Genomic DNA, 26,009 nt, shown 5'->3' with positions numbered 1-26,009 from the left:
ACACGCGCTACAGCCGCGACAGGGATGACGACCGGCGGAGCGGTTGGAGCTCGAACCGCAATTCCAACAGTTCGTCGAATTCCTCACGGAACTCCAACTCGAATTCCAGTTCCAACAGCAGTTCCAATTCTTCGAGCAATTCCAGCTCGAACAGCTCGTCGAATTCCTCGAGCAATTCGAGCTCCAACTCCTCCTCCAATTCCTCGTCGAACTCGTCTTCCGACGACGATTGAGACCAGCCTGAAAGACAGAAAGGAGGGCGATCGTGGCCCTTTATGCAATTGCCCCTCCCGATCCCCACGCCGACCGGCGTGGGGAGCCGTCTCAGATCTCGGTTCCCGCCATGCCGCTTGCTCGCGTCAAGCAGCTGGTTGCGGCAATCGTGCTCGCCTTCAGCGCCATGCTGATCTTTCTGGCGATTGACGGCCTCACCATGGACATGCGGTTGACGCTCGCCGTCTTCGTCGCAGCGATTACTGCCTGGACCATTCTCGACCTGCCGGATACGCCCGTGGCACTCGCCGGGGCAGCCCTCCTGCCAGTCCTCGGCGTGATAGACGAGGACGTGCTTTACCGTTCGCTCGGCAATGACATTGTCTGGCTGATGCTGGCGGCCTTCATCGTTGCCGGCGTGTTGCGCCAGGTCGGTGTGATCGAACAGATCATCGGTCGGCTGCTCGCCCGGGTCGCCACCGTTCAGGGGCTGTTCTGGGTGCTGACGCTGCTGATTTTCGCCACGGCCTTCATCATTCCCTCGACCTCGGCGCGCGCCGCCATGCTGGCGCCCGTCTATCTCGGCCTCGCGGCGGCGATCGGCAATGCACGGGTCAATCGCGCGCTCGCGCTGCTCTTCCCCTCGGTCATCCTGCTTTCCGCCGGCGCATCGCTGATCGGCGCCGGCGCCCATCTCGTCGCGGCCGGCATGCTGGAGCGCCTGCAGGGCCAAAGCCCGGGCTTTCTGGACTGGATGGCGCTTGCCGCCCCCTTCTCTCTCATCCTGTCGCTGCTGGCATGCGCTGTGCTGCTCCGCTTCTTCCTCACTTCGGAGGAACGCGCGACGGCAATAGCGCAGCGCAGCACCGATAGAGCCCCAACCCGGCTGAGCCGCCAGCAATGGACTGCACTCGCCATAACCACCCTGATGATCCTGTTTTTCGCGGCGCAACCCGTGCACGGCATCGGCATGCCAATCATCGGTATCGCAGCCGCCCTGCTGCTTACGAACGAACGGATCTCCGGCCTCTCGTTAAAAACGGCCCTCAAGGGCGTGGAATGGAACCTCCTGCTCTTCCTCGCCGGCACGCTTGTCATTGGCGAAGCGCTGCTTCTGACTGGCACGGCGCAAGTGATGGCCAAGCGGATCGTCGACCTTGCAGGCGGCAGTATCGCCGGCTGGCCGGTCCTCATCATCGGCTTTGCCGCCATCGTGGCGACACTCTCCCATCTTGTCATCACGTCGCGCACGGCGCGCGCGACCGTCCTCATTCCGGCTCTCGCCTTGCCTCTTGCCGGCCTCGGCGTCGCCCCCCTCAATCTCGTGATGGTCGTCACGCTGGCGAGCGGCTTCTGCCAGACGCTGATGGTCTCCGCCAAGCCGGTGGCGCTGTTCGGTGCGATGGACCCGCCGCCCTTCGGGCAGGCCGACCTGTTTCGCCTCGCCGGCGCGCTGGTCGTCCCCTTCATTGTGCTGCTCGTCATCTTCGCCACGCTCGTGTGGCCGTTGCAGGGTGTTCCCCTGCGCTGACCGGTGGTCTGCAGATACGGAAAAGGCCGCCCTGTGGCGGCCTTTTTTATTAGCCGGCTAAATTTATTTTCGTTCTGCCGGAATAGAAGCCGGGCCACCTCGTTCCTCCCCTGTCACATCGTTGTCATGATTGAAAAGGAACGTCCCATGTCCTTCACGGTTCTCATCGCCCCCTCCGGTTTCAAGGAAAGCCTGTCGGCCGACCAGGCTGCCGACTGCATCAAAAACGGTGTCAAACGCGCTTTTCCGGGCGCAACGCTCATCAAGGCCCCGATGGTCGATGGCGGAGAGGGTTTCACCATGGCCCTTGTCAACGCAACCGGAGGCACGCTGCACCGCTTGTCGGTGACCGGTCCCGTCAACGACAGGATCGAAGCGCATTTCGGCTTTCTCGGCGGTTGCAGCGAGCCGACCGCCATCATCGAGATGGCCGCCGCGGCAGGCCTCAGCCTCGTGCCGCGCGACCGGCGCAATCCGTGCCTGACGACGAGTTACGGCGTCGGGGAACTGGTGCGAGCCGCACTTGACAAGGGAGCCCGGCGTATCCTGCTGGGCTGCGGCGACAGTGGTATCAACGACGGCGGCGCCGGCATGGCCGAAGCGCTGGGTATCAGGCTTCTCGATGAGAATGGCCGGCTTCTGCCCAGGGGCGGCGCGGCGCTCGCCAGGCTTGCGACTATCGACATGTCCGGCCGCGATCCCCGTCTTGACGAAGTGCGTATCGATGCCGCCGTCAACTGGCACAATGTGCTCATCGGCGAGCGCGGCGTGGCGCGCATCTTCGGGCCACAGAAAGGAGCCAGCCCGGCACAGGTCGAATTGCTTGCAACAGCGATGGACACCTATGCCGAGGTGATCCAGCGCACGACGGGGCTTGATGTCGGCATGGCGCCCGGCTCCGGCGCATCGGGCGGGCTCGGCGCGGCAGTGCTCGGGCTCCTGAGCGGTCGGCTCCATCCGCGCTATGATATCGTCATGCAATATCTCGAGCTCGACCGGTTCATCGCGCAGGCCGACCTAGTCATTACCGCCGAAGGCAGTCTCGACGGCCAGACCCCCTTTGGCAAGGTGCCCGCGGAAGTGGCCCAGCGGGCAAAGCGCGCCGGTGTGCCCGTCATTGCGCTCGCCGGCACCATCGGCAAGGGGGTAAGGCTCAATTTCGAGCATGGCATCGACGCCTTCGCGTCGATCCTGACCCGGCCCTGCTCGCTGGAGGACGCCATTTCCTGCGCACCGAAGCTGCTTTCCCGTGCGGCGGAGGATGCGACACGGATGGTCATGGTGGGCATGAGCCTGCGGCACCGGCTGGACGACGCAGCATGACAGTTACACGATCGTCGCGATGGTGGAGAACCTCTATGAAAGCGAGGGGGCCGGCCTCCTTCGCTTTTGCGACGATCCGGCGGAAATGCGTCGGCCCGTCGGCGTCACCCCAGGCCGACCCGTCGCGCGCCCTCGCGGAAAAGCAATGCTGCCTCCGGGTGGAAGTGGAAGGATGCAAGGAATGTGTCGATATCGTAGTCCGGCCGGCTCTGGCGGATGCGGGCGGCGAACGCACGGCCCTCCTCGATGCGCCCCGCGAGCCCCAGGCAATTGGCGGCGATCGCCAGGATGATGATGTGGGCGTTTGGCCGGGCGGCGGCTTTCAAGGCCCAATCGGCCGCCTCCTCGAATTCACCAAGGCGCACATGGCCCATGGCACGGGCGCCCAGCATGGCGAAGAGCAGCGGATCGAAGGGGCTGAGCTGGCGGGACTGGTCGGCCGAGCCGATCGCCGCCGTCGGATCGCCCGATTGGGAATGGACGAAAGCCAGCGCATAGTGGCCGAGCGCGAAATTGGGGCTGAGATCGACGGCACGCGCCAGTTCGCTGAGGGATTCGTCATTGCTGCCGCGCAGCCACTGCGCCCGCCCCATGGCCCAATGGGACGCGGGATTGTGATCGTCGATCAGCACGCTCCGGCCGGCCGTTTCATAGGCAAGCCCGGCTTCCCTGTCATGATCGCCCCAGCCCTGGAAGGCATTCTGCCAATGGGTGAAGGAGAGGCCGGCATGCGCGCGGGCGAAGGTCGGATCGAGGCCGATCGCCATGCGGAAGAAGTGCCCCGCCTGCTCGTTCTCCTCGCGTGTGAAGCGATACATGTGCCAGAGGCCGCGATGATAGGCCTCCCAGGCGCTCAAGGCCGCCGGGGCCTTCAGGATCGCGCGGTCACGCTCGGCCGTTTCGATTTCGCTTGCGATCGACGCGACTATGGCATTGCCGATTTCGTCGAGCAGCGGAAACAGATCGTCCTCGCGCGGCTCGAAGCGCTCGGACCAGACGATCCGCGCCGTTGCCACCTCGACAAGTTCAACGCTGACGCTGAGGCGGCCGCTGTTCCGATTGACCGTGCCGCTTGCGGCATATTCCACATTCAACCGCCGACCGGCCTCTTCCGGACCGATACCACGCCCTGCGAGCGCATAGACCGAGCCCCGGGCGATAACGAAGAACGCCTTCAGTTTTGCAAGGCGCGTGATGATGTCATGCGTCAGCCCATCGGCCAAACCGCCGCAAAAGGCGGCATCGACACCGTCCTCCACGAAGGGCATCACGGCCAGCGAGACCCGTTTGCCGAGCGGATGGCCGGCCGGGTCGATCAGCGGCGGCGGATCGGGCGTGAAGGTCGTGATCTGCGCACTGACGCGCGGCGCGGCGTGCAGGGTCTGCCAGAACGCGCGTAGCGGCGCGGCCTCCAGTCCCTCGGACTGGAAAAGGCTGGAAACCGCATCGAGATGGTCTTCTCCGGCCTTGATGCGTCCCCGCGCCATCAGTGCAGCGAGCAGGGACCGGTGAGCGCGGTTGTCGAAGGGCGACAGGTCCAACCACTTTTCCAGCCAGGGCAAGGCGCGTTCGTCCTCCGGCGGCAGCCGGGCGACGAGTTGCTCCAGCACCGCGATCTGCTGCGCCTGGAACCGCCGCCGCTGCGCCATAAGCCAGGTCTCGAACGGATGACGCCGGTCGACCTCGACGTCCTCCAGGAACGTCCCGGCGAACAGCGAGGCAAGGTGCTCGAGCCGCGTGACGTCGAGGCGATGGAGCCCCTCCGCGGTGGCGGCCGCCAGTTCCAGGGCATCGATTGCGCAACCCGCACACCGGATATGCACGGTGTCGTGGGGCGTTTCGAGCCGGGCCTCCTCCGGATCGTCGAGCAGGCCGCGCAGCTTGCTGAGACACCAGCGCAGCTCGCCGCGCGGATCGTTCGGCCCATCCCAGAGAAGATCGCAGAGCCTGCTGCGGCTGACCGGTTCCGGCGCGAGAGCGAGATAGGCAAGGAGCGCGCGGACCTTGCGCGATTGCGGCAAATCTATCGGCGCCCCGTCCCGCATCACTGCGAGCGGACCGAGCATCCTGATCGTGAGGGGCGGCGTTCGTGTCGTTTCCACGGTCGTTCCCACGATGGTTTCCACGCCGAGGGTACGGGCCGCACCATAGCATGGAAATGACCAGGCCACATCTCGGCCGGCAATGAAACGGGAGACCATCCATGACAGCGCAACAGACGATCAGGACCACCAATGGCCGCGGCCGGCTTTTCGCCAGCGTGCTCGACACGGTCGGCGATACGCCGTGTATCCGCATCAACAACCTTGGCCCCTCGCATGCCACGATCTACGTCAAGGCGGAATTCTTCAACCCCGCCGCCTCGGTCAAGGATCGCCTTGCCCTCAACATCATCGAGGAAGGTGAGCGCAGCGGCGCCCTGAAACCCGGACAAACCGTGGTGGAAGCGACCAGCGGCAATACCGGGATCGGTCTTGCCATGGTCTGTGCGCAAAAGGGCTATCCGCTCGTCGTGACCATGGCCGACAGCTTTTCCATCGAGCGGCGCAAACTGATGCGCATGCTTGGGGCAAAAGTCGTGCTGACGCCGCGCGCCGAGAAGGGTTTCGGCATGTATCGCAAGGCCGCCGAGCTTGCCGAGGCCAATGGCTGGTTCCTCGCCAGCCAGTTCGAGACCAAGGCGAATGCCGCCGTCCACGAGGCGACGACGGGGCGGGAGATCCTCAACGACTTTGCCGGCACCCGGCTCGATGCTTTCGTCACCGGTTACGGCACCGGCGGCACGCTTGTCGGCGTCGCCCGGGTCCTGCGTCGCGAGCGACCGCAAACGCGCATCGTCCTTACGGAGCCAGCCAATGCCCAGCTCATCGCCAGCGGCCACGGGCAGAGCCGCGCTGGTAGCGGCGCGCCCGCAGCCAGCCACCCTGCCTTCGAGCCGCACCCGATCCAGGGCTGGACACCCGATTTCATCCCGCACGTCCTGCAGGAAGGCATCGACCGCAAGCTTTACGACGACCTCCTGCCGATCGCCGGCGCCGAAGGCGTCACCTGGGCGAAGGCGCTCGCCAGCAAGGAGGGCATTTTCACCGGCATTTCCGGCGGTGCCACCTTCGCCGCGGCGCTCCGCATCGCCGAGGCGTCGCCGGAGGGTTCGGTCATCCTCTGCATGCTGCCGGATACCGGCGAGCGGTACATGACGACGCCGCTCTTCGACGGCATCGAGGCCGAGATGAACGAGGAGGAGCTGGCGCTGTCGCGCTCGACGCCCGGCGCCCAGTTCCAGGCAGTTGCGTAGGAGATCAGCCATGGACGCAATGTCGAAGGAAGAAACGCTCGATCCTTCCGACTGGTCGGAGGTCGAGGCCCTGTCGCATCGCATCGTCAAGGATGCGGTGGACTACCTGCGCGACGTGCGCGAGCGACCACCCTGGCGGGCCATGTCGGCCGATGTGCGGCGCATCTTCGGCGCGCCCATGCCGGTCGCCGGCCTACCGCTCGGCGACGTCTATCGCACGGTCGTCGACGCCGTGATGGCCTATCCGATGGGCAACATCCATCCGCGGTTCTGGGCCTGGTACATGGGTTCCAGCAACATCACCGGCGCACTCGGCGATTTCCTCGCGGCGATCCAAGGCTCCAATCTGGGCGGCGGCGACCATGCCGCGGCCCTCCTCGACGGGCAGGTCGTCAACTGGTTCAAGGAGATGCTGGGCTTTCCGGCTGAGGCCAGCGGCACGCTGGTCAGCGGCGGCTCGATGGCGAACCTTATCGGGCTGACGGTCGCGCGCAATGTCAAGGCTGGGGTGGATGTGCGCGAGGAAGGCGTCGCGGCAATACCGCAGCCGCTGCGCTTCTACGGCTCGGACCAGCTCCACTCCTGCCACCGCAAGGCGATGGAAGCCCTCGGCCTCGGCAACAAAGCGCTGCGGCGGATCGGCACCGACACGGACCTGCGCATCGACATGGCGGCACTGGAAGCGGCGATCGCGCGGGACCGCGCGCAGGGCCTGCGCCCGGCCTGCCTCATCGCCAACGCCGGCACGGTCAATACCGGCGCCATCGACGACCTTCAGGCGCTTGCCGATCTTGCCGCGCGCGAGGGGCTGTGGCTGCATGTGGATGGCTGCATCGGCGCGCTCATCGCGATCGCCCCGGAAAACCGTCATCTCGTTTCGGGCATCGAGCGGGCCGATTCCATCGCGCTCGACCCGCACAAGCTGCTGCACGCGCCATTCGAGGCGGGCTGCGCACTGGTGCGCGACGCCTCCGCCCATCGCGGTGCCTTCGCGGTCACACCCGAATATCTCAGAACCGCGCCGCGCGGACTGGCGGCGGGCGACTGGCTGTACGAATACGGCCTCCAGACCTCCCGTGGCTTTCGCGCCCTCAAGATCTGGATGGCGCTGAAAGAGCACGGTGTCGTCAAGTTCGGACGGCTCATAGACCAGACCATCGCACAGGCCCGCTACCTGACGCGGCGGATGGAAACCGAGCCCCTGCTGGAGCTGATCGCCCCCACCACGATCAACATCGTCTGCTTCCGCTACCGTCCGCCGGGTGTCGATGCTTCGGGGCTGAAGGAGATCAATGTGGAGATCATGCTGCAATTGCAGGAGAAAGGCATCGCCGTCCTCTCCGACACGACTGTCGACGGCGAACATTGCCTGCGCGTCGCCATCGCCAATCACCGCACGCGCCGCGCCGACTTGGACCGTCTGGTGCGAGAGGTGGTCCGCATCGGGCAGGAGTTGCAAAGGGGAGCCTCGAGCACATGGTGAGAACGTGTGAGACGCCCCTCACAGGAAGTCATCGCGCCGCGGTGTAAAGGTGTCGATCAGCAGGCCTTTCGTCAGCGAAACCACGCCATGGAGGAGGTTCGGGGCGACGATGAAGCTGCTTCCGGGGCCGAGACGCATGGTGGTGCCATCCACCGTGACATCGAACGTGCCTTCGGCAACGTAGCTTACCTGCGTATGCGGGTGGGAGTGCAGCGCGCCGACGGCGCCCTCGTCGAAACTGAAGGCGACCAGCATCAGTTCCGGCCGTTCGCTCAATACTGCACGGCGACTGCCGGGGGCGGCTTCAGTCCAGACGGTATTTTCGGGCAGGGAATAGGTTGTGTGCATGGGATTTCTCATCGCGCAAGCCAGCCGCCGTCCACCGGCAAGATGGCTCCGTGTACATAATCGGATGCGGAGGCCGCCAGGAAGATGGCCGCCCCCGCCATGTCGTCCGGTCGCGCCCAGCGGCCGGCAGGAATACGCTTCAGGATATCGGCGCTGCGCTCGGCGTCGGCCCTCAGGGCCGTGGTGTTGTTGGTCTCGACATAGCCCGGAGCGATGGCGTTGACGTTGATGCCGCGCGAAGCCCATTCGTTGGCCATCAGTTTCGTCAGGCCCGCAAGGCCGCTCTTGGCTGCCGTATAGGAGGGTACGCGGATCCCCCCCTGGAAAGAGAGCAGCGAGGCGATATTGATGATCTTCGCGCGCCGCTCCGCCGCGATCGCTGCCCTCGCAAACGACTGGCAAAGGAAGAAGACGGATTTCAGGTTGGTGTCCAGCACCGCGTCCCAGTCTTCCTCCGTGAAATCAAGCGCATCCGCGCGGCGGATCACGCCGGCATTGTTGACGAGAATATCCGGCGTAGCACCGGCCGCCAGCGCCCCTGCAATGACGTCTCCTGCCCTGTCCGGTTTGGACAGGTCCGCGGCAAGAGCAACAAACCTCCGGCCCGCGGCCCTCACATCCGCTTCCGTATCGTTCATAGCGGAGCGCCCGACCCCGACAATATCGGCGCCTGCTTCGGCAAGCCCCACGGCGATGGCCTTGCCGATGCCGGTATTGGCGCCGGTAACGATGGCCCAGCGGCCGGAAAGGTCAAACAACGTCATCGCAGCATTTCCATCGGAACCTTGTCCATATCGGTGAAGCTCATATTATCGCCTGCCATCGCCCAGATGAAGGCGTAGCGGCCCGTGCCCGCGCCGGAATGGATGGACCAGCCCGGCGACAGCACTGCCTCATGGTTTTTCAGAACGACGTGCCGGGTCTCGCCCGGCTCTCCCAGAAAGTGGAAGATGCGCGTCGTCTCCTGCATGCCGAAATAGAGGTAGACCTCCATGCGCCGGTCATGCACATGCGCCGGCATTGTATTCCACACGGAGCCCGGCTCGAACATGGTGAGGCCGACGAGCAGCTGGCAGCTCTCGCAGACATCCGGATGAACATACTGGTTGATGGTGCGTGCGTTGGATTCCTCCGCCGAACCGAGAACGACTTTCCTCACCATCTCGCGCGTGATGTGGATGGTCGGGCACATGCGATGGGCCGGAGCGCTCAGAAGATAGAATAGCGCCGGTTCGGAAGGATTGTCGCTGGCAAATACAAGCGACCCTTCCCCCATACCGACATAGAGCGCCTCCTGAAAGCCCAGCGCATGGACCTTGCCGCCGACACGGACCGTGCCGCCACCGCCGATGTTGATGATCGCCGCTTCGCGACGCTCGAGAAATTGCTCTGTCCCGGTCTCCGGAACACGGTCGATCACGAGGTCGCGTGAAGCCGGCACGACGCCGCCGACGATCATCCTGTCCAGGTGGCTGTAGGTGAGGTTGATCTCACCCGGCTGGAACAGCGTCTCGATGACGAAGCCATCGCGCAGGCCCTGCGTGTCGCGCCTTGCGGCGTCTTCCGGTCCAACGACCTGACGAACTGATACGGAAATAGTCACGGCATCTGCCTCTTGCTTTCAGAAACGGGGATCAGGTGAGCACGACATATTCGGTCAACTGGTTGATCGACGTATCGGCCTTGGCGACATCGAAAACCTTGGTGCCGTGGCTCATGATGACGAACCGGTCACAGACCTGATAGGCGTGGTAGATGTTGTGCGTCACAAGCACGCTGGAGACGTTCTCCGCCTTCAGTTTCAGCACCTGGTTCAACAGGGCCTCGGTCTCACGGACGGATAGTGCCGAGGTCGGCTCGTCGAGCAGCAGAACGCGCTTCTTGAAATGGACCGCGCGGGCGATGGCGACGGCTTGCTTCTGGCCGCCAGAGAGATTGCCGACCAGTGTATCCGGGGAATCGATGCCGGAAATGTGCACGGCGTTCTGCAGAACGTCCATGGCGATGTCCCGCATCTCACGCTGGCGAAGGAAGCCGAAGCGATCCGTCAGTTCGCGTCCCATGAAGATGTTGCGGGTGATCGAAAGGCTGTCGACCAGCGCAGTGTGCTGGTAGATCGTCTCGATGCCGGCCTCGGCTGAATCCGACCGGCAGGTAAACGCCGTCTTCCTGCCATCGACACTGAGATAACCGTCGGTCGGTTTGTGAATACCGGAGATCAGGTTGACAGTCGTGGACTTGCCGGCTCCGTTGTCGCCGAGAAGGCCAACCACTTCCCCCTCGCCGATATGGAAGCTGAGGTTTTTAAGCGCGGTGAGCGCGCCAAAACTTTTCGAGATGTTGTGCAGTTCGAGAAGATGGGAATTCGGCATCACGCAAGCCCTCGCCGCTCGATCAGGTGGTTGAAGATGGCGGCCAGCACGATCAACGTCGCGATGAACATGTCGAGATAGAAGCCGGGCGCGCGCAGCAGCAGCAGCACGTCGGTGATCGTGTGTATGAGCAGCACGCCGAGGAAGATGCCGATGATCGAGCCGCGACCGCCACGCAGCGACAGACCGCCGATGACGCATGCGGCAATCGCTTGAAGCTCAAGGCCTGCCCCTTGTCCCGGCTGCACGCTGCCGACGCGCGCGGTTGCCAGAATGCCCGCCACCGCCGCCATGCCGCCAGCAATCGCGAAGGCAATGAGCTTCACGCGGCCGGTATTGATGCCGATCGCCTCGGCCGCACCGCGATTGCCGCCCGTAGCGAAGACGTGGTTGCCGAAACGGTGTCGGTGGACGAGGAAATGGAAGCCGACGACGAGGAGGATAATCCAGATAAAGGCAGCATTGATGCCGAGCAGCGTGCCGGAAAAGAGGCTGGTGAAGATCGGCTCCGGGTCGAAGCGGACCTGGACGGCGCCGTTGTAAAGCAGCACGGCGCCGCGCCAGAACAGCAGGCCACCGAGCGTGACGATGAAGGACGGCAGGCCGAAACGAAGGGTGATGTGGCCATTGAGCAGCCCGATCATCACGCCGGCCAGAATACCCACAGGCGCGGCGATGAAGGCGCTGAGCCCGGCTTCGACAAGGGTGGCCATCAGGATGGCCGTGAATGTGTAGACGGAGCCGATGGAAAGATCGAATTCACCGGCGATCATCAGTACGCCGGCGCCAAGCGCCAGGCACCCGAGTACCGGGATTGCCTTCATCAGGATTGTCAGGTTCTGCGGCGAGAGATAGCGGAATTCGTTCGGATAGAGCAATGCTCCGGCGATGCAGACGATTTGCAGCGTCACGAAGACGAGGAAGATCGCGCCCGCAGGCATGCCCATGATCTGCTTCAGGATGGATTGTCTCCGGGTCCGCGACCGGGGCGCGGCATTGTCGGCTAGGATAGGTGTCACGGTCTGGTACTCGAGCGTTGGGGAACCGGGAAACTGCCGGCGCATGCCGGCAGCTTCCGACGGCGTCCAGTTAGCGGTAGCTGCCGATCAGCGGCTTGACCGCACCGATGCGCGACTTGTCGAGGAAGGCGCCCTGCCCCGTGTCGATATCGGTCGGGGTGAGCCCGTACTTCTTGGAGAGCGCGATCTGGGCGATCGGATAGTAGCCTTGCAGATAGGGCTGCTGATCCATCGTCGCGAACATCGCGCCGGATTCCACCGCATTGACGATCTCGACGGCAAGGTCGAAGCCCCCGAACGGAATGTTCACGCCGGCATCCTTGATGGCGCCCGCACCAACCGTAGAGGTCACCGAGCCCGTTCCGAACAGCGCCTTCACCGTCGGATTGGCGATGAGGAACTGCGCCATGATGTTCTGGGCCTCGGCCGGATCGAGGCCGGCGCGCACCGTCTCGACCTTGATGCCGTTCTCGGTCATCGACTTCTCGATGCCGCCGCCACGAGCGACCGCGAAGCTGGCCTCCGGAATTTCGCGCGGATTGAACACGACATCGCCGGACTTCAGGCCGAATTGCTTGATCATGCGGTTGCCGAGTTCATAGCCCGAAGCAAACTCGTTCATACCGACATAGGCCTGACGGCAATTGCCCTTGGCGCCGTCGAGGTCGTCGTTGTTGAAGCCGATGACGACAATGCCGGCCTTCACCGCTGCGCAGATGCTTTCGTCGAAGGCGTCCGACGAGGAGATTGCAACGGCGATGCCGTCGACGCCGCTTGCCGTCGCGCTTTCGATGAGGTCGTTCTGGCGTACCGGATCGTTGTTGGCGTATTGCACGTCCAGATCGACCCCGAACTGCGTGGCCGCGTCTTGCGCGCCCTTCACCACGGGATTAAAGAACTGGACACTTGGATCAAGGTAGATGATCATCGTGGCCTTGACGTCATTGGCCAGCGCCGTCGACGCCAGCATGGTGACAAGGCCTGTGGCGAGTGCTGCGGTTCTGAGCTTGGTCAATTTCATTTGCGTATCCTCCCTTTGGATGTGCAATGCGGGTCCAAAAGACCCACGTCTCGGCTGGCGGGCTCCGACCAAAGATCACGCCAGCCGAGATTTTCCTCCTCCTGCCACAGATTGTGACCGGCTATCCGAACCAGGGCGCCGGGCGCCCGAGCGTGACATGCACGCCCTTGAACTGGGAATATTCGTCGAAGCCGTAGCGGCCGAGCTCACGACCGAGGCCGCTCTTCTTGTAGCCGCCGATCGGCAGTTCCGGCGTGCCGTCGATCACGCTATTGATCCAGCAGCGGCCGGCACGAATGCGGCGGATGCTTTGCAGCGCGTTTTCCAGATTGGTCGACCATACGGAAGCCGACAGACCGAACTCGCTGGCATTTGCCAAGTCCACTGCCTCATCCGCCGTCTTGAAGGTCAGCGTCGACAGCACCGGCCCGAAGATCTCCTCCCGGGCAATCGACATGTCGGGCGTCACGCCGTCAAAGACGGTCGGCGCGTAGTAGAGACCGGCCTCCCTGCCGACCCTTTCGCCGCCAAGCAGCAGCTTGGCACCGGAGGCAATGCCTGCCTCCACGTAGGAATGCACCTTTTGCGCATGGGCCTCCGAGATCATCGCGCCGATCTTCGTGCGCTCGTTCAGCGGGTCGCCGAAGGTGACTTTGCGCGAAATGTCGAGCAGGCGTTCCATCAGCGCATCGCGAATGCCCTCCTGCACCAGAAGACGGCTACCGGAAATGCAGCACTGGCCGGCATTGTGATAGACGCCATAGGCAATGCCGTCGGCCGCCGCATCGAGATCGGCATCGGCAAAAACGATCTGCGGCCCCTTGCCGCCAAGCTCCAGCCCGACGCGCTTGACGCTGCGCGCCGCGATCTCGCCAAGCTTCGTGCCGACGCGGACCGAGCCGGTAAAGGCGACCATGTCGACGCCCGGATCTTCCGCCAGCACCTGCCCCGCCGGATCGCCGTAGCCGGTAACGACGTTGAAGACACCATCGGGAATGCCCGCCTCGCGCGCCAGCTCCGCCATGCGGATCGACGTGCCGGAGGTGAATTCGGAGGGTTTCAACACGACGGTGCAGCCGGCCCCGATCGCCCACGGCACGCGCTCAGACGCGATGATGAAGGGGAAGTTCCAGGGCGTGATAATGCCGACGACGCCGACCGGTTCACGCAGCACGAGGCCGAGGCGGTCGTCGCCGATATTGTTATGGCTCTGACCTTCCAGCGCACGGGCCTGGCCGGCCGCATAGGACCAGAGGTCGGCGCAAAATCCAATCTCGCCACGGGCCTGGGCGATCGGTTTGCCGACCTCCAGGCTCTCGGCGAGCGCCAGCTCTTCCTGATGGGCAAGGATGAGGTCCGCCACCTTGAACATCAGGCGCGAGCGCTCGGCACCCGACATGCGCGGCCATGAGCCCGTATCGAAGGCACGGCGGGCGGCAGCAACGGCGCTGCGCACGTCATCGGCCGAAGCCTCCGGCCACGTGCCGACCACGACGCCCGCGTGGCCGGGGCTCACCCGGTCGATCGTCCGGCCCGATGCAGCCTCGACGGACTTGCCATCGACAAGCATCCGGTAGCGGGATCTAATGCCAAGGCGGGAATCGCTGGGATCAGGCTTGATGAAATTGGACAGCACTATCGTTCTCAGGCCGGCCAAACGGCGCCAGCCCCTCCCTGTTTGTCCGGTCATCAGACAACCGGATTTCTGTTGCGCTCGATATGTATGGTACTGTATGGTGGTTTAAATTGGATGTCAACGCATGATGGCGGCGAATGAGATGACCCTTGAAACCCTGAAGATCGACACCGGTGAAACCGCGGCGGCCCAGGTCGAGCGCGACCTGCGCGAATCGATCATTCGGCTCGAACTCGCCCCCGGCATGCGGCTATCCGAACAGGAAATTGCAACCCGGATGGGCGTATCGCGCCAGCCTGTGCGCGAGGCGCTGATCGCGCTCGGCAAGTCGAAGCTGGTCGAGATCCGCCCCAACCGGGGCACCGTCGTCGTGCGCATCTCGGCGCGGCAGATGATGGAGGCGCGCTTCGTGCGCGAGGCGATAGAGACCGCTGTCGCCCGCCGGGCGAGCGAGACCTTCGATAGCTGGACCCGCCGCAGGATCGACACGATCCTCTCCCGCCAGAAAGCGGCGATGGAGGCGCATGACCACAATGCCTTCCGCCGTGAGGATGAGCAGTTTCACATCGCAATTGCCGAGGGCGCCGGCTGCGGCCTCGCCTGGAATGCCATTTCCGACATCAAGGCCCATATGGATCGGGTCTGCAATCTCCAGCTCCGCCATCCCGATTCCATGACGAGGCTGATTGCCGAACACGAAGCGATCATCGCCGCCATCGACACGCGAGATGCCGAGGCCGCCGAGACCGCCATGCGCACCCACCTCAACGGCATTCTCGCCGACCTGCCGCTCATCGAAGCCGCGAACCCAGACCTTTTCGAGTGAACCGAAGGCGCTGATATCCGCTGCCCGAGGCGTTATGGTTTTTCCGGCGTCGAAGCTTCGAGGGCCGCGTATTCGGTGGCGAGGAAATCGAGGAGCATGCGCACCGAAGGCAGCAATCCGCGCCGAGACGGAAACGCGGCGTGGACGATGCCGGCGCGCGGGGCCCATTGCGGCAGAATGTCGACCAGCCTCCCGGCTTCGAGATCGTCCCGGATAACGATCGTCGGCAACTGGCAGACGCCAATGCCGGCCAGAGCAGAAAATCTCAGGGCGGCCATGTCCTCGGTCACCAGCCGCGGCTTGTGGGGAATGGTGGCGATGGCGCCATCAGGACCGTCGATGCACCATTCACAGTTGCTACGCGACGCCCCCCAGGCAAGACTGGGCATCCCGGCGAGATCGGCAGGCAGCATGGGCCGCGTGAAGCAGCGATCGAGCAAGCCCGGACTGGCGACCAGCCTTTGCGTGCTCCGGCCGAATTTGCGGATGACCAGATCGCTGTCCTCCAGCGGCGGAAAGCGAACCCTTATCGCAAGGTCATAGCCCTCTCGGATGACGTCGACGGGTCGGTTCGTGCCGTCGAGATGAATCCTTACCTTGGGATATCGAGCCATGAAGCGGGCGGCCATCTCGCCGATCTGGAAATAGATCAATGACGACGGACAACTGATCCGCACCACCCCCTGCGGTTCCGCGCGCATGCGCTCGATAACCTCCTGCGCCGCCTCCGCCTCCACTACCATGGCAAGGCAGTGGCGATAGAACTCCTGGCCGATCTCGGTAACCGTGAATTGCCTCGTCGAGCGCTGGACGAGGCGAACGCCCAGGCTCTCCTCCAGCATGCCGATGCGACGACTGAGCCGCGAGCGCGGCATGCCGAGCTTGCGGGCGGCGGCGGCAAAGCCCTTCTGTTCCACCACATCGACGAAGAAACGGAAATCGTTGAGGTCCTGCATCGCGTCCCAGCCATTCACTGTCCTGTTCTTGGGACAGATTAGCCTGATTTAATCGTCTATCGCCAGCTTTGGCTCGAACATATCTTGCTTTCAACAGATTGCCTCCAAAGGCAGACAGCCAGGAGAAAGTTCATGAGAAAGGTTCTCGGTATTTACAGCAGCCCTGCCCAGCACTGGGTTGGCGACGGTTTTCCGGTTCGCTCGATGCTGTCCTATGCCACACACGGCGAGCATGTCAGCCCGTTCCTGCATCTCGACCATGCCGGGCCGATGGCCTTCCCGCCGGCCGACCGGCCGCGTGGCGTCGGCGCCCATCCGCATCGCGGTTTCGAGACGGTAACCATCGTCTATGACGGTGAGGTCGAGCATCGCGACTCCACCGGCGCAGGTGGCATTATCGGCCCCGGCGACGTCCAGTGGATGACGGCTGCCGCAGGCATCATGCACGAGGAGTTTCATTCGCAGGCCTTCACCCGCCAGGGCGGAACGCTCGACATGGTTCAGCTCTGGGTCAATCTGCCGGCGAAGGACAAGGATGCCAAGCCCGGCTACCAAAGCCTGCTCGATGCCGACATTCCGATGGCCGAACTGCCGGGCAACGCCGGTAGCCTGCGCGTCATCGCCGGGCAGTATGAGGGCAGCAAGGGCCCTGCGAACACCTTCTCGCCGATTGACCTGTGGGACGTGAAGCTCAACCAGGGCAAGTCGGCATCGTTCGAACTGCCGGAAGGTCATACGGCCGGCCTTGTCGTCTTGCGCGGCTCCATACTGGTGAATGGCACTTCGCCCGCCCGCGATGGCCAGTTCGTTCTGCTCGATCGCGAGGGCAGCGCTTTCACCCTCGATGCCGAGAGCGATGCCACGGTGCTGGTCCTCGGCGGCAAGCCGCTTGGCGAGCCGGTCGCCATGCATGGTCCGTTCGTCATGAACACACAGGACGAACTGCACCAGGCATTCGCGGATTTCCGCTCCGGGAAGTTCGGCGCGATCAACGCCTGATCGCACCAATTCACCCTCAACCTTTCGCTACCTGGCGAAAACGGGACGGACGTTGTCCGGCCCGCCACCTCAAGCTGTGACTTCAACCAAGGAGAAATGACATGAGCATTCCTGCAAACTTCAATGGCCAGCGTCCCGTCATCGACCCCAATGATGCCGTCATGCTGCTGATCGACCATCAGAGCGGCCTGTTCCAGACGGTCGGCGACATGCCGATGCCGGTCCTGCGCCGTCACGCTGCAGCCCTTGCCAAGATGGCATCGCTTGCCAAGATCCCGGTCATCACCACCGCCTCGGTTCCGCAGGGGCCGAACGGCCCACTGATCCCGGAAATCCATGCCAACGCACCGCTTGCGCGATATGTAGCGCGCAAGGGCGAGATCAACGCCTGGGACAATCCCGAGTTCGTCGAGGCAGTGAAGGCCACCGGCCGCAAGACGCTGATCATCGCGGGCACGTTGACCAGCGTGTGCATGGCCTTCCCCGCCATCAGCGCGGTCCAGGACGGCTACAAGGTATTCGCCGTAGTCGACGCTTCCGGTACCTACTCGAAGATGGCACAGGAGATCACGCTCGCCCGCGTCGTCCAGGCCGGCGTTGTGCCGATCGACACCGGCGCGGTGGCTTCCGAGCTGCAGCAGACCTGGAACCGTGCGGATGCCCAGGAATGGGCCGACGCCTACACCCAGGTGTTCCCGAACTATCAGCTGCTCATCGAGAGCTACATGAAGGCTCAGGAAGTGCAGCGGAACCAGGAACAGCTGGACTCCACGCGTAGCTAAAGCCAGGGCAGGAAAAGGGACAGACTTTTCCGCTCAGACCTCACGACCAGACATGGCCTGGAGCGGAATGCCGTTCCAGGTCATGCGACGCGATGGACGTCGTTCTCCTGGTGATTGCGTAGCAGGGCACCAGAGCGGCGCTAGGATCCGCCCGCCAGTTTATCAACGAGCGCCCCAGATTCACCGGTGTAGCCGGCCACGTCCAGCGTGACCATGTCTTGACCCGACATTTCAGGATGTTCGGCGATTGCCGTGGTGAAGGGAACATCTTCCATAACGGAACGCTGAGCCGCCTCGTACAGGAGATGATGCGCCTTGTGGCGGCCGATGCGGTCAGAAAGCTGCATCATGGCGGCTTCTGAAGCGATCAAGCCGTTGGTGATCTCCGCGTTCCGCTGCATCGCTTCGACGTGCACGTCCAGACCGCTTACGAGCCGGTCCAGGGCTGCAGCAATCGAGGCGCCAAGGATGCCCACCTCCGGAATCGCGATATCACTCACATTCGAAGCGGACGAGTCCCCTTCGTCGATCCGCACCATCGACCCGACAACGAGCGGAAGCCGCGCTGACATCATCCGGCAAAGGCTGATGAGCATAAGGGCAGTCGAGGGGTTCCGCTTCTGGGCCATCGTCGAGCTGCCGACTTTCCCCATATGGAACGCTTCTTCGATCTCTCCGATTTCGGTCCGCTGCATGAACACAATGTCTTGCGCGATTTTTTCAGCTGTTCCTGCAAGCAATGCGAGCGCGCAAACGTAGTCACTAACCCGGTCGTAGGAGGAGCGCATCGGAAGGACGGCCGGCTTCAATCCGAGGATGTCGGCCACTTCCTGTTCCACGGCCGGGCCTTTCTCGCCCATTGCAGCGAAGGTTCCGATCGCACCGCCAAGACAGGCCACGAATGACGAAGCCAGGCGATCCTGCAGGCGCTGCCTGCCGCGACGAAGCTCTTCCAGCCATCCCGTAGCCTTGAACCCGAATGTCATGGGCAAGGCGTGCTGACCATGCGTACGCCCGGCCTGGAGCGTGTCGCGATGCTTGACCGCGAGGCGGGAAAGAGCCCGCTCGGCGCTCTCCAGGCTGGCATCGACAAGCGCCTGCGTTTTGGCCATTTGCAATGCTGCGCCGGTATCGAAAATGTTCTGGGTCGTTGCGCCCCAGTGAATATAGCCAGCGGCGGGTTCACCGGTGAACTCCTCCAGCTGGCGCAGAACAGGTACAAATGGATGCTGAGCGTGGGCAATTTCGCGGCTCAAGCGATCGATATCGAACCGCTCGTGCCGGCAGGCATCGGCAATAACCGGCGCCACCTCGGCGGGTATGACCCCGAGCCGCGCTTGAGCCTGCGCAAGCGCGGCCTCGACGTCGAGCCAAGCCTGAAGTGTCTGAGTATCGCTCCAAATTTCCTTCGCTTCAGGGCTGAACCAATAGCGAGTGATGAAGGAGTCGAACATTCCCACGGTCATGACAAATCCGATGTAGCTTGCGTTTCTTGGGGAGGAGATGCGCTCCGGATTGACCGGAGCGCGTTGCATTATTCGATGGCGATCGCGGAATCCTTGATGATCTGGCTATAGATGTCCGCCTGCTTGGAGATGAAATCCGTGAATTCACCAATCGGCAGCGGGGCCGCGACAAAGCCTCCATCTGCAAGCCGCTTCTTGACGTCCTCGCTTTCGAGCGAGGCGGCAATCGCATCGCTCAGCTGCTTGGCGACGGCTTCGTCAGTCCCCGCCTTCACGAACAGACCCTGCCAAAGAGGCAGCGCCAGACCATTGAAGCCCTCGATTTCCGTCAGGGCCGGCACATCGGGCAAAGCGGAAGAACGCTCGGCGCCGGTCACGGCCAGAACGCGCACTTTGCCTTCCTTGACGAAAGGAAGGGCCGTCGACGTCGTGAAAACGGCGGAATCGAGAAGACCGGCCAGAATGTCGTTGGAAACCTGCGCACCACCGCGGTACGGCGCGTGAATGAACTTCACACCTGCGCGATGGCTGATCATTTCGCCGACCATATGCTGAGCCGTACCGATGCCGGGCGTACCATACGTGATGGACTCGGGTGCCTCCTTCGCCGCAGCAACCAGATCGGCAAGGGACTTGTGGGGTGATTCAGCCGGAACGGCGATGGCCATTGAAGTCAATGCCGTGCGGCCTACCGGCAAGGTGGCTTCCTTCCAATCGATGCCCACCGATTTGTTGAGCATCGGAACAGCGACCGTGTCGTGCCCGCCATAGTAAAGCGCGTCGCCGTCAGCCTTGCCGTTGACCAGCTTCTGCAAGGCAATCATCCCACTGCCTCCGGTCGCGTTCTCGACAATGACAGAGCGGCCGAGTTTCGTCGTCAGCTCGGCAGCGATGACGCGCGCGGCATAGTCCGCGCTGCCGCCAGCCGAGTAACCCACCAGCAGGGTTATCGGGCCACTGCTTTGAGCCGATGCGGACATGGGCACGATTGCCATTGCGGCCGCAGCGACCGCCGCGATCAGAAAATTGCGTCTGGACATGAGGCGCCTCCCGTTTTGATGCAATGCAATTTGCATTGCCTTGAATTCCTCGCCATGGTATATATCGCGCACATTGCATCAACACAAGCATTGTACGCAGTTTTTTGTATTGCAATATTGCATTGAATTGCATTAGGAGGGGCCCATGAGGGAAATGAGCAAGCTTCAATCGTATCTGCGCTCGGTCGCGCTGGCGGCCGAGGAAGGCGACCGACTGCCGACGCTGCGGCAGTTGATGCGCGACTTTTCTCTGAGCCAGCAGAGCGTTCAGCGGGCGCTCAAGGAGCTCAAGACGGAAGGGCTTGTGGATGCACAGGTCGGCCGTGGAACCTTCTTCACCGGCATAAAGAGCAAGGCCACCTCGCCAAACGAGGCCCCTGACCCGACCAAAGGCCCGGAAAACACGCAGCGCAGCGTGATAATGCTTCGGCGATCTTCCAAAAATCTCCGCGGAAGCGTCGTCCTGGAGGCATTGCAACAACGGCTTGCTGATGATGGGCACGTCACCCTTGAAGTTGGCTATTCCGATCCGGAACATGCAAAGCAGGTGCTCCAGACGCTGCCCCGCTTTGACGCATGCATCGTGCAGAATTCATTCGATATCATGCCGATCGACATGATTGCGGCTATCCGGCGAAAAACCGATACCGTCATTGTAGACGGAGCCTGGCTTGTCGGAACGGACATCGATGCCGTCGGCTTTGAATGGGGGCAGTCCGTTGAGGCCGCGGTCATGCGCCTCGCCGGAACCGGGCATGACTGCATTCACTACATCACCACGACCAGCTTCTTTTTAGCCAACGAAATGGGGCTCCACCGCTGGAGGATCTTGCGCGCAAGACCGGACTTGGCGCCCCTGCTGCAACCCGAAACCAGAATCGAGAAGCTTCCCCCGCAAGATTATGAGGAAGCGGCCGTTGCAGCGCTCCGTGGAGCGATTGCCTCCAGCCCCGCCTCGCAGAACCGGGCACTGGTCATTTGGGGCATCGACGATGGCGCCCGCTTCAAGAAGCTTCTTGAACTCGAGGGCATTGCGATCCCGTCCGACATGTCGGTTATTTTGCTGGGACGCACCGATCTTGACCAGGAAACCGCCGGGTTCTTCGACGTCATCGGATACAGCGCCGCCGATCAGTCGGATGGCGTCTACAACCGCCTGATGGAGCGCTGGCAAAACCGAAAAGAGCCCTTCGGCCTTCGACTTCTCCCCATGACTGAGCGCGCCGGCTCGTCAGTCATGGAGCGCAAGGCGCGAACCTAGCACACAATACAAGGAGGATTACGGATGGTCCGGATACGGGGAGAAAAGGATTTCGGGATCGGGTTGATATACCTGGCCCTGGGGCTGATCGGCTTCGTCGTCGCGCGGGACTACAGCTTTGGAACCGCAGGACGAATGGGGCCCGGCTATTTCCCGACGATGATCTCCTCGCTGCTGGTGATCTTCGGTCTCGTCGCCCTCGCCAAAGGTCTTCTGCGTGATGGTGCACCGCTCGGAAAGATCAATTGGAAAGGCCTCCTTCTTGTAACGCTTTCCGTTGCCCTGTTCGGCGCACTGCTCGAACGCGCCGGGCTGGCTGTTGCGCTGGTCGTCCTGATCCTGGTTTCCGCCGCCGCGAGTGAGCGCTTCCGGTTCGAATACAGGGCAGCCCTTGGCGTTGTCGCCCTGGTTGTCTTCTGCCTCACCGTTTTCATCAAGGGCCTTGGCCTTCCGATACCGATCCTCGGCGAGTGGTTCAAGTAGAGGCCGACCCCATGGACATTTTCGCAAATCTCTGGCTCGGCCTTTCCGTCGCCGGCACGCTTTACAACCTGTTTTACTGTCTGGTCGGCGTCTTCCTCGGCACGGCAATCGGCGTTCTTCCGGGGCTAGGTCCGGTTGCCACGATCGCAATGCTGTTGCCGATAACGTTTGGCCTCCCGCCGGAATCCGCCCTCATCATGCTGGCCGGCATCTACTATGGAGCGCAGTACGGTGGTTCGACGACCGCAATTCTGGTCAATCTCCCCGGTGAACCCTCGTCGGTGGTGACTGCGCTCGACGGCTACCAGATGGCCCGGCAAGGTCATGCAGGAAGGGCGCTTTCCACCGCCGCGATCGGCTCGTTCATCGCCGGCACCATTGCGACCATCCTCATCGCGGTTTTCGCTCCCGCCCTTGCAGCAGTCGCGCTCCAATTCGGGCCCGCCGAGTATTTCTCGCTCATGGTGCTTGGCCTCATCGCTTCGATCGTAATGGCATCTGGCCAGCTATTGCACGCACTTGGCATGATCCTGGTGGGGCTGCTCCTGGGCATGGTGGGAACGGATGTGAATTCCGCTGTGCCGCGCTACACATTCGGCATGACCAACCTTGCCGATGGCCTCAATTTTGTTGTCATCGCCATGGGCGTGTTCGGCCTCGGCGAGATCATTGCCAATCTAGAGGATGAAGCTGATCGCTCCGCGATGACAACGCGCGTCACCGGTCTCATGCCGACGAAGGAGGACTGGAAGCGCATCCTCGCACCCATCCTGCGCGGAACAACCCTCGGCTCGCTTCTCGGAATTCTCCCCGGCGGGGGAGCGGCCCTGGCATCATTCGGATCCTACGCGCTTGAAAAGCGGCTTTCCAAGAACCCTGGGCAGTTCGGCAAAGGCGCCATCGAAGGCGTCGCCGGACCGGAAGCCGCAAACAATGCAGGCGCTCAAACTTCCTTCATTCCGATGTTGACACTGGGACTGCCATCAAACGCCGTCATGGCACTGATGGTCGGGGCAATGATCATCCAGGGTATCCAGCCCGGACCGTCTGTCATCACGGACCAGCCTCAGCTGTTTTGGGGCCTGATTGCTTCCATGTGGATCGGGAACCTCATGCTGCTCATCCTGAACCTGCCGCTGATCGGACTTTGGGTGAAGATGATCGCGATCCCTTACCACTTCCTGTTCCCGATCATCATCGTCTTCTGTGCGATAGGCGTCTTCAGTGTGAACAACAGCATATTCGACGTCTACGGAATGGCTGTCTTCGGCGTCGCTGGCTACATCTTTCGGCGTCTTGACGCCGAACCTGCTCCAATGCTGCTGGCCTTCATCCTCGGGCCGATGATGGAGGAATTCCTGCGCCGCGCCCTGCTGTTCTCCAAGGGAGATCCCACGGTACTGGTTACCCGCCCGGTGAGTGCAGTCTTGCTCATCCTCGCAGGCATTCTGCTGGCGCTGGTGCTGCTTCCATCCATTCGCAGGGGTCGCAAAGTAGCCTTCCAGGAGGACTGACGTGCTCCCCGATTTCTGATCGGAGCAATTTCATCCATCGAATGCATGGAAGCTGCGTCACCTGGACAATGAGCGCCTGCTTTTCGGTTAGCGACAGCTGTTCATTCTGCTTCGGCAGGGTGGATAGCAGCCGGCGTCGATCGCATTCGCCGGGAAGAAGGTCTTTCCGTGCGAAAGCGGATGGCGGGACATCAATCCCGCCATCCGCTTGTCCATTCACGGGCATCGCAACAGGCGACGCCCCGTGTCTTCCGTCAGAACGTGCCCTTGACGCCGATGCCGAACATGCGCGGAGCGGTCATGCTTGCCTCGATGCCGCCGATGCCGCGGTTCTGCTGCATGTAGGTCGGCGTGCGTTCATCGAAGATGTTCTTTACGTAGCCGTAGACCTCCATATGGTCATGCACCTTGTAGCTCGCCCGGATGTCGGCGATCGTGTAGGACTCGATCACGTAGGCTGGCGTATTGGCGGTGTCGGAGTAGTAGCCGTCGAGATGGCGAACCTGGCCCGAGAGAGTGAACTTCTCCGTGACGTCCCAGCTCGCGCCGAGGGTGACCATGTATCCCGGAGACTTGGCGAATTCATTACCTTGATACGCGAGATTGCTCGCAATCTCGTCGATCTTGGTACGCAGCACGCCGGCGCTGGCCTTGAGTGTCAGGTTGTCGAGCAACTGGTAGTCCGCGCCGATTTCGAGGCCATAGGAATGGGCCTGCTCGGCATTGATCGTATAGGACTGGGTCACGCCAGGTGAGATCACCACGGGAATGGTATACTGGGCATTCTTCATGTCCATGTAGAACAGGTTGCCGTTCAATGTCAGCCGGTCGTCGAGAAGAGTGGCGCGGGTGAAGAGCTCGTAGTTCCAGATTTTCTCCTCCTCGAACGGCTGCCACTTGCGCGCCGTCAGGTTGAGCGACACACCGCCGGGATTGTAGCCGCGGCTGACCAGCGCCCCCACGGTCCAGTCGTCATTCACCGCATAGGCAAGAGAAGCCTTCGGCAGAAGGGCGGAGAAGGTAGCATCGAAGTCGACCGGGGTCGGCGCGAAGACCGACGTACCGACGCGCTCGATGCGGTCGTTTTGGTAACGCAGACCCGTCGTCAGCGTCCATTGCTCGGCGAAACGGTAGCTGACTTCCCCGAAGAGGCCGAGATTGCGCTTGGTGTCGTCGAAGAGGGACACGCCGGACAGGTAGAGAGCCTCGTCGGTCTGCGTATGCGCATAGTACAGGCCGGCGACGCCGCTGACCTCGTCGTTTTCGTCGCCGAAGGTTACGCGCATCTCGTTCGAGGCATTGGTCTGGTCGACATCGGCGTCGCCACCGTTGATCAGTCCGGTAATGCGCTTCACGTCCGACGTGGAATAATGCGTCTGGTTGAAGAGCTTGATGCCGTTCTCGAAGTCATAGGAAATGTCGAGAATGCCGGTATTCGTGTGCTGATCCCAGGTCGGCATCGTCGTGGTGACATGATTGAGATCCTCGAAGGGCCGAGAGGCGGCTTCCTGCGACGGGCGGTTGCTGCTGTTGTGGGTGTAGGTCAGCTTCGCCGTCAGGCCGGGCACTTCCGGCGGCTCCCACAGAAGCTTGAAGCGGGCATTGAGGGAACTGAAGTCCTGGTCCGTGTCGCCGTGCTGGAAGCCCTTGCTGATATAGTCGATGAAGGTGTCGCGGCCGGAATAGTCGATGGCCAGCCGGGCGGCCAACTGATCCTCGATGATCGGCCCGGACAGGGCGATGGCCGCCCGCTTGTTGTTGTAGTTGCCGATTTCCGCCAGATAGGCGCCTTCGGGTGTGAAGGTCGGGTCCTTGGTGTTGACGATGATGGCGCCAGCAATGGCGTTGGCGCCCTGCGAGGTGGTCTGCGGGCCGCGGAAGACCTCGATGCTGTCGAGGTCCCAGACGGACGTCGCGCCGAAATAGAACTCGTTGTAGTTCAGGTAGTGGCCATCGAGATTGATGGTGGCGCGCGGCACCGTACCGCCCCAGAAAGAGCCCTGGCCGGTCAGCGGGCCCTGGCTGTCCTGGCCTCGAATGATCGGCGCACTGACGCTGTCCGAATAGACGATGTTCGGCACGTCGGCGATGGCTTCCGAGACGGTTGCATTGCCGGTCTTCTCCCTGTCGATCTCGCGGCTCGTCTTGACCGACACGGACGAGGCCGTGTTCTTCATGTCGCGCGATACATTCTCGCCCGTGACGGTGATGGCTTCAAGGGTGGTGGTTCCCGCGCCTCCAGCGGCGGCGTCCTGCGCGACCGCGGCCACGGCAGGAAGCAATGACAGTGCGACGACGCTGACGCTGGCCGCCAGTGCGCGATTGATGTGAATTCCCATAACAGCCCCCAAACATGAGTATTTCAGTCATATTCACGTAACGAGGGCGAGAATGTTCCGCAATAGGGAATGCTTTCCACATTTTGAACAGATTGCCGTCTG

At 62.6% G+C, this 26,009-nt stretch carries 23 protein-coding genes; 10 read left to right on the top strand and 13 right to left on the bottom strand.

Annotated features, from left to right (window positions below):
• Positions 1-7: 7 nt before the first annotated feature.
• Positions 8-187, bottom strand: coding sequence for a hypothetical protein (locus WA950_RS19530; protein ID WP_424553384.1), 180 nt, complete (start codon positions 185-187; stop codon positions 8-10).
• Positions 188-265: 78 nt separating this feature from the next.
• On the opposite strand from WA950_RS19530, the gene WA950_RS19525 reads away from it, so the two are divergent.
• Entirely contained in the window at positions 266-1,744 is a 1,479-nt protein-coding gene (locus tag WA950_RS19525) for an SLC13 family permease (RefSeq protein WP_424553383.1), read from the top strand.
• A 147-nt stretch (positions 1,745-1,891) separates the two neighbouring features.
• Complete coding sequence (locus WA950_RS19520; protein ID WP_424553382.1) at positions 1,892-3,067, top strand: glycerate kinase; 1,176 nt, start codon at positions 1,892-1,894, stop codon at positions 3,065-3,067.
• Positions 3,068-3,171: 104 nt separating this feature from the next.
• Here the strand turns inward: WA950_RS19520 and WA950_RS19515 are convergent, their stop codons facing one another.
• Complete coding sequence (locus WA950_RS19515) at positions 3,172-5,133, bottom strand: BTAD domain-containing putative transcriptional regulator (protein ID WP_424553606.1); 1,962 nt, start codon at positions 5,131-5,133, stop codon at positions 3,172-3,174.
• 137 nt (positions 5,134-5,270) lie between these two features.
• Here WA950_RS19515 and WA950_RS19510 point away from each other — a divergent pair, with 137 nt between their 5' ends.
• Together WA950_RS19510 and WA950_RS19505 are read left to right on the top strand one after the other, a co-directional pair.
• Positions 5,271-6,362: a PLP-dependent cysteine synthase family protein gene (locus WA950_RS19510; RefSeq protein ID WP_424553381.1), complete on the top strand. Its 1,092-nt coding sequence runs from the start codon at positions 5,271-5,273 to the stop codon at positions 6,360-6,362.
• Positions 6,363-6,372: 10 nt separating this feature from the next.
• Positions 6,373-7,845, top strand: coding sequence for a pyridoxal phosphate-dependent decarboxylase family protein (locus WA950_RS19505; protein WP_424553380.1), 1,473 nt, complete (start codon positions 6,373-6,375; stop codon positions 7,843-7,845).
• Positions 7,846-7,863: 18 nt separating this feature from the next.
• Here WA950_RS19505 and WA950_RS19500 read toward each other — a convergent pair whose 3' ends face one another.
• From WA950_RS19500 to WA950_RS19470, 7 genes are all read right to left on the bottom strand, one after another.
• On the bottom strand, positions 7,864-8,193 hold the full coding sequence (locus tag WA950_RS19500) for a cupin domain-containing protein (RefSeq protein WP_424553379.1): 330 nt from the start codon (positions 8,191-8,193) through the stop codon (positions 7,864-7,866).
• 8 nt (positions 8,194-8,201) lie between these two features.
• Positions 8,202-8,957 carry a 2-dehydro-3-deoxy-D-gluconate 5-dehydrogenase KduD gene (kduD, locus tag WA950_RS19495; RefSeq protein WP_424553378.1) on the bottom strand — a complete coding sequence of 252 codons (756 nt, stop codon included), beginning with the start codon at positions 8,955-8,957 and terminating at the stop codon, positions 8,202-8,204.
• Positions 8,954-9,796, bottom strand: a complete 843-nt coding sequence (kduI, locus tag WA950_RS19490; RefSeq protein WP_424553377.1) for a 5-dehydro-4-deoxy-D-glucuronate isomerase — start codon at positions 9,794-9,796, stop codon at positions 8,954-8,956. The genes kduD and kduI overlap by 4 nt, the downstream gene beginning before the upstream one ends.
• A 31-nt stretch (positions 9,797-9,827) precedes the next feature.
• On the bottom strand, positions 9,828-10,565 hold the full coding sequence (locus WA950_RS19485; protein ID WP_424553376.1) for an ATP-binding cassette domain-containing protein: 738 nt from the start codon (positions 10,563-10,565) through the stop codon (positions 9,828-9,830).
• The gene (locus WA950_RS19480) at positions 10,565-11,584 is read right to left on the bottom strand and encodes an ABC transporter permease (protein ID WP_424553605.1); all 1,020 of its coding nucleotides are present in this window, start codon (positions 11,582-11,584) and stop codon (positions 10,565-10,567) included. Before WA950_RS19480 ends, WA950_RS19485 begins: the two co-directional genes overlap by 1 nt.
• Positions 11,585-11,654: 70 nt before the next feature.
• Positions 11,655-12,605: a substrate-binding domain-containing protein gene (locus tag WA950_RS19475; RefSeq protein WP_424553375.1), complete on the bottom strand. Its 951-nt coding sequence runs from the start codon at positions 12,603-12,605 to the stop codon at positions 11,655-11,657.
• Positions 12,606-12,726: 121 nt separating this feature from the next.
• Positions 12,727-14,241 carry an aldehyde dehydrogenase family protein gene (locus tag WA950_RS19470; protein WP_424553374.1) on the bottom strand — a complete coding sequence of 505 codons (1,515 nt, stop codon included), beginning with the start codon at positions 14,239-14,241 and terminating at the stop codon, positions 12,727-12,729.
• A gap of 124 nt (positions 14,242-14,365) precedes the next feature.
• Between WA950_RS19470 and WA950_RS19465 the strand changes: the two genes are divergently transcribed.
• Positions 14,366-15,067, top strand: coding sequence for a GntR family transcriptional regulator (locus WA950_RS19465; RefSeq protein ID WP_424553373.1), 702 nt, complete (start codon positions 14,366-14,368; stop codon positions 15,065-15,067).
• A gap of 32 nt (positions 15,068-15,099) precedes the next feature.
• Here WA950_RS19465 and WA950_RS19460 read toward each other — a convergent pair whose 3' ends face one another.
• Positions 15,100-16,023, bottom strand: coding sequence for a LysR family transcriptional regulator (locus WA950_RS19460; protein WP_424553604.1), 924 nt, complete (start codon positions 16,021-16,023; stop codon positions 15,100-15,102).
• 132 nt (positions 16,024-16,155) lie between these two features.
• Between WA950_RS19460 and WA950_RS19455 the strand changes: the two genes are divergently transcribed.
• Both WA950_RS19455 and WA950_RS19450 read left to right on the top strand, forming a co-directional pair.
• Positions 16,156-17,022, top strand: coding sequence for a pirin family protein (locus WA950_RS19455; RefSeq protein WP_424553372.1), 867 nt, complete (start codon positions 16,156-16,158; stop codon positions 17,020-17,022).
• A gap of 101 nt (positions 17,023-17,123) precedes the next feature.
• Positions 17,124-17,804, top strand: a complete 681-nt coding sequence (locus tag WA950_RS19450) for a hydrolase (protein WP_424553371.1) — start codon at positions 17,124-17,126, stop codon at positions 17,802-17,804.
• A 140-nt stretch (positions 17,805-17,944) separates the two neighbouring features.
• Here the strand turns inward: WA950_RS19450 and WA950_RS19445 are convergent, their stop codons facing one another.
• A complete protein-coding gene (locus tag WA950_RS19445; RefSeq protein ID WP_424553370.1) occupies positions 17,945-19,270 on the bottom strand; it encodes a class-II fumarase/aspartase family protein in 1,326 nt (441 codons plus the stop codon).
• Positions 19,271-19,338: 68 nt separating this feature from the next.
• Complete coding sequence (locus WA950_RS19440) at positions 19,339-20,310, bottom strand: Bug family tripartite tricarboxylate transporter substrate binding protein (protein WP_424553369.1); 972 nt, start codon at positions 20,308-20,310, stop codon at positions 19,339-19,341.
• 145 nt (positions 20,311-20,455) lie between these two features.
• Here WA950_RS19440 and WA950_RS19435 point away from each other — a divergent pair, with 145 nt between their 5' ends.
• From WA950_RS19435 to WA950_RS19425, 3 genes are read left to right on the top strand one after another with little or no spacing between them, the layout of a single operon-like run.
• A complete protein-coding gene (locus WA950_RS19435) occupies positions 20,456-21,571 on the top strand; it encodes a GntR family transcriptional regulator (RefSeq protein WP_424553368.1) in 1,116 nt (371 codons plus the stop codon).
• A 24-nt stretch (positions 21,572-21,595) separates the two neighbouring features.
• Positions 21,596-22,054: a tripartite tricarboxylate transporter TctB family protein gene (locus WA950_RS19430; RefSeq protein ID WP_424553367.1), complete on the top strand. Its 459-nt coding sequence runs from the start codon at positions 21,596-21,598 to the stop codon at positions 22,052-22,054.
• Between the two features lie 11 nt (positions 22,055-22,065).
• A complete protein-coding gene (locus tag WA950_RS19425) occupies positions 22,066-23,568 on the top strand; it encodes a tripartite tricarboxylate transporter permease (RefSeq protein WP_424553366.1) in 1,503 nt (500 codons plus the stop codon).
• A gap of 254 nt (positions 23,569-23,822) precedes the next feature.
• Here WA950_RS19425 and WA950_RS19420 read toward each other — a convergent pair whose 3' ends face one another.
• The gene (locus WA950_RS19420) at positions 23,823-25,907 is read right to left on the bottom strand and encodes a TonB-dependent receptor (protein ID WP_424553365.1); all 2,085 of its coding nucleotides are present in this window, start codon (positions 25,905-25,907) and stop codon (positions 23,823-23,825) included.
• Positions 25,908-26,009 lie beyond the last annotated feature (102 nt).

The organism is Shinella sp., from assembly GCF_049651085.1.
GTDB lineage: Bacteria > Pseudomonadota > Alphaproteobacteria > Rhizobiales > Rhizobiaceae > Shinella.
Note: the sequence above shows the minus strand (reverse complement) of the source record. Positions and strands in the feature narration are given on the sequence as shown.

Coding starts and splice junctions, on each gene's coding strand:
- WA950_RS19435 (WP_424553368.1), top strand. CDS start 20,456: ATGAGGGAAATGAGCAAGCTTCAATCGTATCTGCGCTCGGTCGCGCTG.
- WA950_RS19465 (WP_424553373.1), top strand. CDS start 14,366: ATGATGGCGGCGAATGAGATGACCCTTGAAACCCTGAAGATCGACACC.
- WA950_RS19520 (WP_424553382.1), top strand. CDS start 1,892: ATGTCCTTCACGGTTCTCATCGCCCCCTCCGGTTTCAAGGAAAGCCTG.
- kduD (WP_424553378.1), bottom strand. CDS start 8,957: ATGACGTTGTTTGACCTTTCCGGCCGCTGGGCCATCGTTACCGGCGCC.
- WA950_RS19440 (WP_424553369.1), bottom strand. CDS start 20,310: ATGTCCAGACGCAATTTTCTGATCGCGGCGGTCGCTGCGGCCGCAATG.
- WA950_RS19460 (WP_424553604.1), bottom strand. CDS start 16,023: ATGCAGGACCTCAACGATTTCCGTTTCTTCGTCGATGTGGTGGAACAG.
- WA950_RS19510 (WP_424553381.1), top strand. CDS start 5,271: ATGACAGCGCAACAGACGATCAGGACCACCAATGGCCGCGGCCGGCTT.
- WA950_RS19445 (WP_424553370.1), bottom strand. CDS start 19,270: ATGACCGTGGGAATGTTCGACTCCTTCATCACTCGCTATTGGTTCAGC.
- WA950_RS19505 (WP_424553380.1), top strand. CDS start 6,373: ATGGACGCAATGTCGAAGGAAGAAACGCTCGATCCTTCCGACTGGTCG.
- WA950_RS19455 (WP_424553372.1), top strand. CDS start 16,156: ATGAGAAAGGTTCTCGGTATTTACAGCAGCCCTGCCCAGCACTGGGTT.
- WA950_RS19500 (WP_424553379.1), bottom strand. CDS start 8,193: ATGCACACAACCTATTCCCTGCCCGAAAATACCGTCTGGACTGAAGCC.
- WA950_RS19425 (WP_424553366.1), top strand. CDS start 22,066: ATGGACATTTTCGCAAATCTCTGGCTCGGCCTTTCCGTCGCCGGCACG.
- WA950_RS19485 (WP_424553376.1), bottom strand. CDS start 10,565: ATGCCGAATTCCCATCTTCTCGAACTGCACAACATCTCGAAAAGTTTT.
- WA950_RS19515 (WP_424553606.1), bottom strand. CDS start 5,133: ATGCTCGGTCCGCTCGCAGTGATGCGGGACGGGGCGCCGATAGATTTG.
- WA950_RS19430 (WP_424553367.1), top strand. CDS start 21,596: ATGGTCCGGATACGGGGAGAAAAGGATTTCGGGATCGGGTTGATATAC.
- WA950_RS19450 (WP_424553371.1), top strand. CDS start 17,124: ATGAGCATTCCTGCAAACTTCAATGGCCAGCGTCCCGTCATCGACCCC.
- WA950_RS19475 (WP_424553375.1), bottom strand. CDS start 12,605: ATGAAATTGACCAAGCTCAGAACCGCAGCACTCGCCACAGGCCTTGTC.
- WA950_RS19420 (WP_424553365.1), bottom strand. CDS start 25,907: ATGGGAATTCACATCAATCGCGCACTGGCGGCCAGCGTCAGCGTCGTC.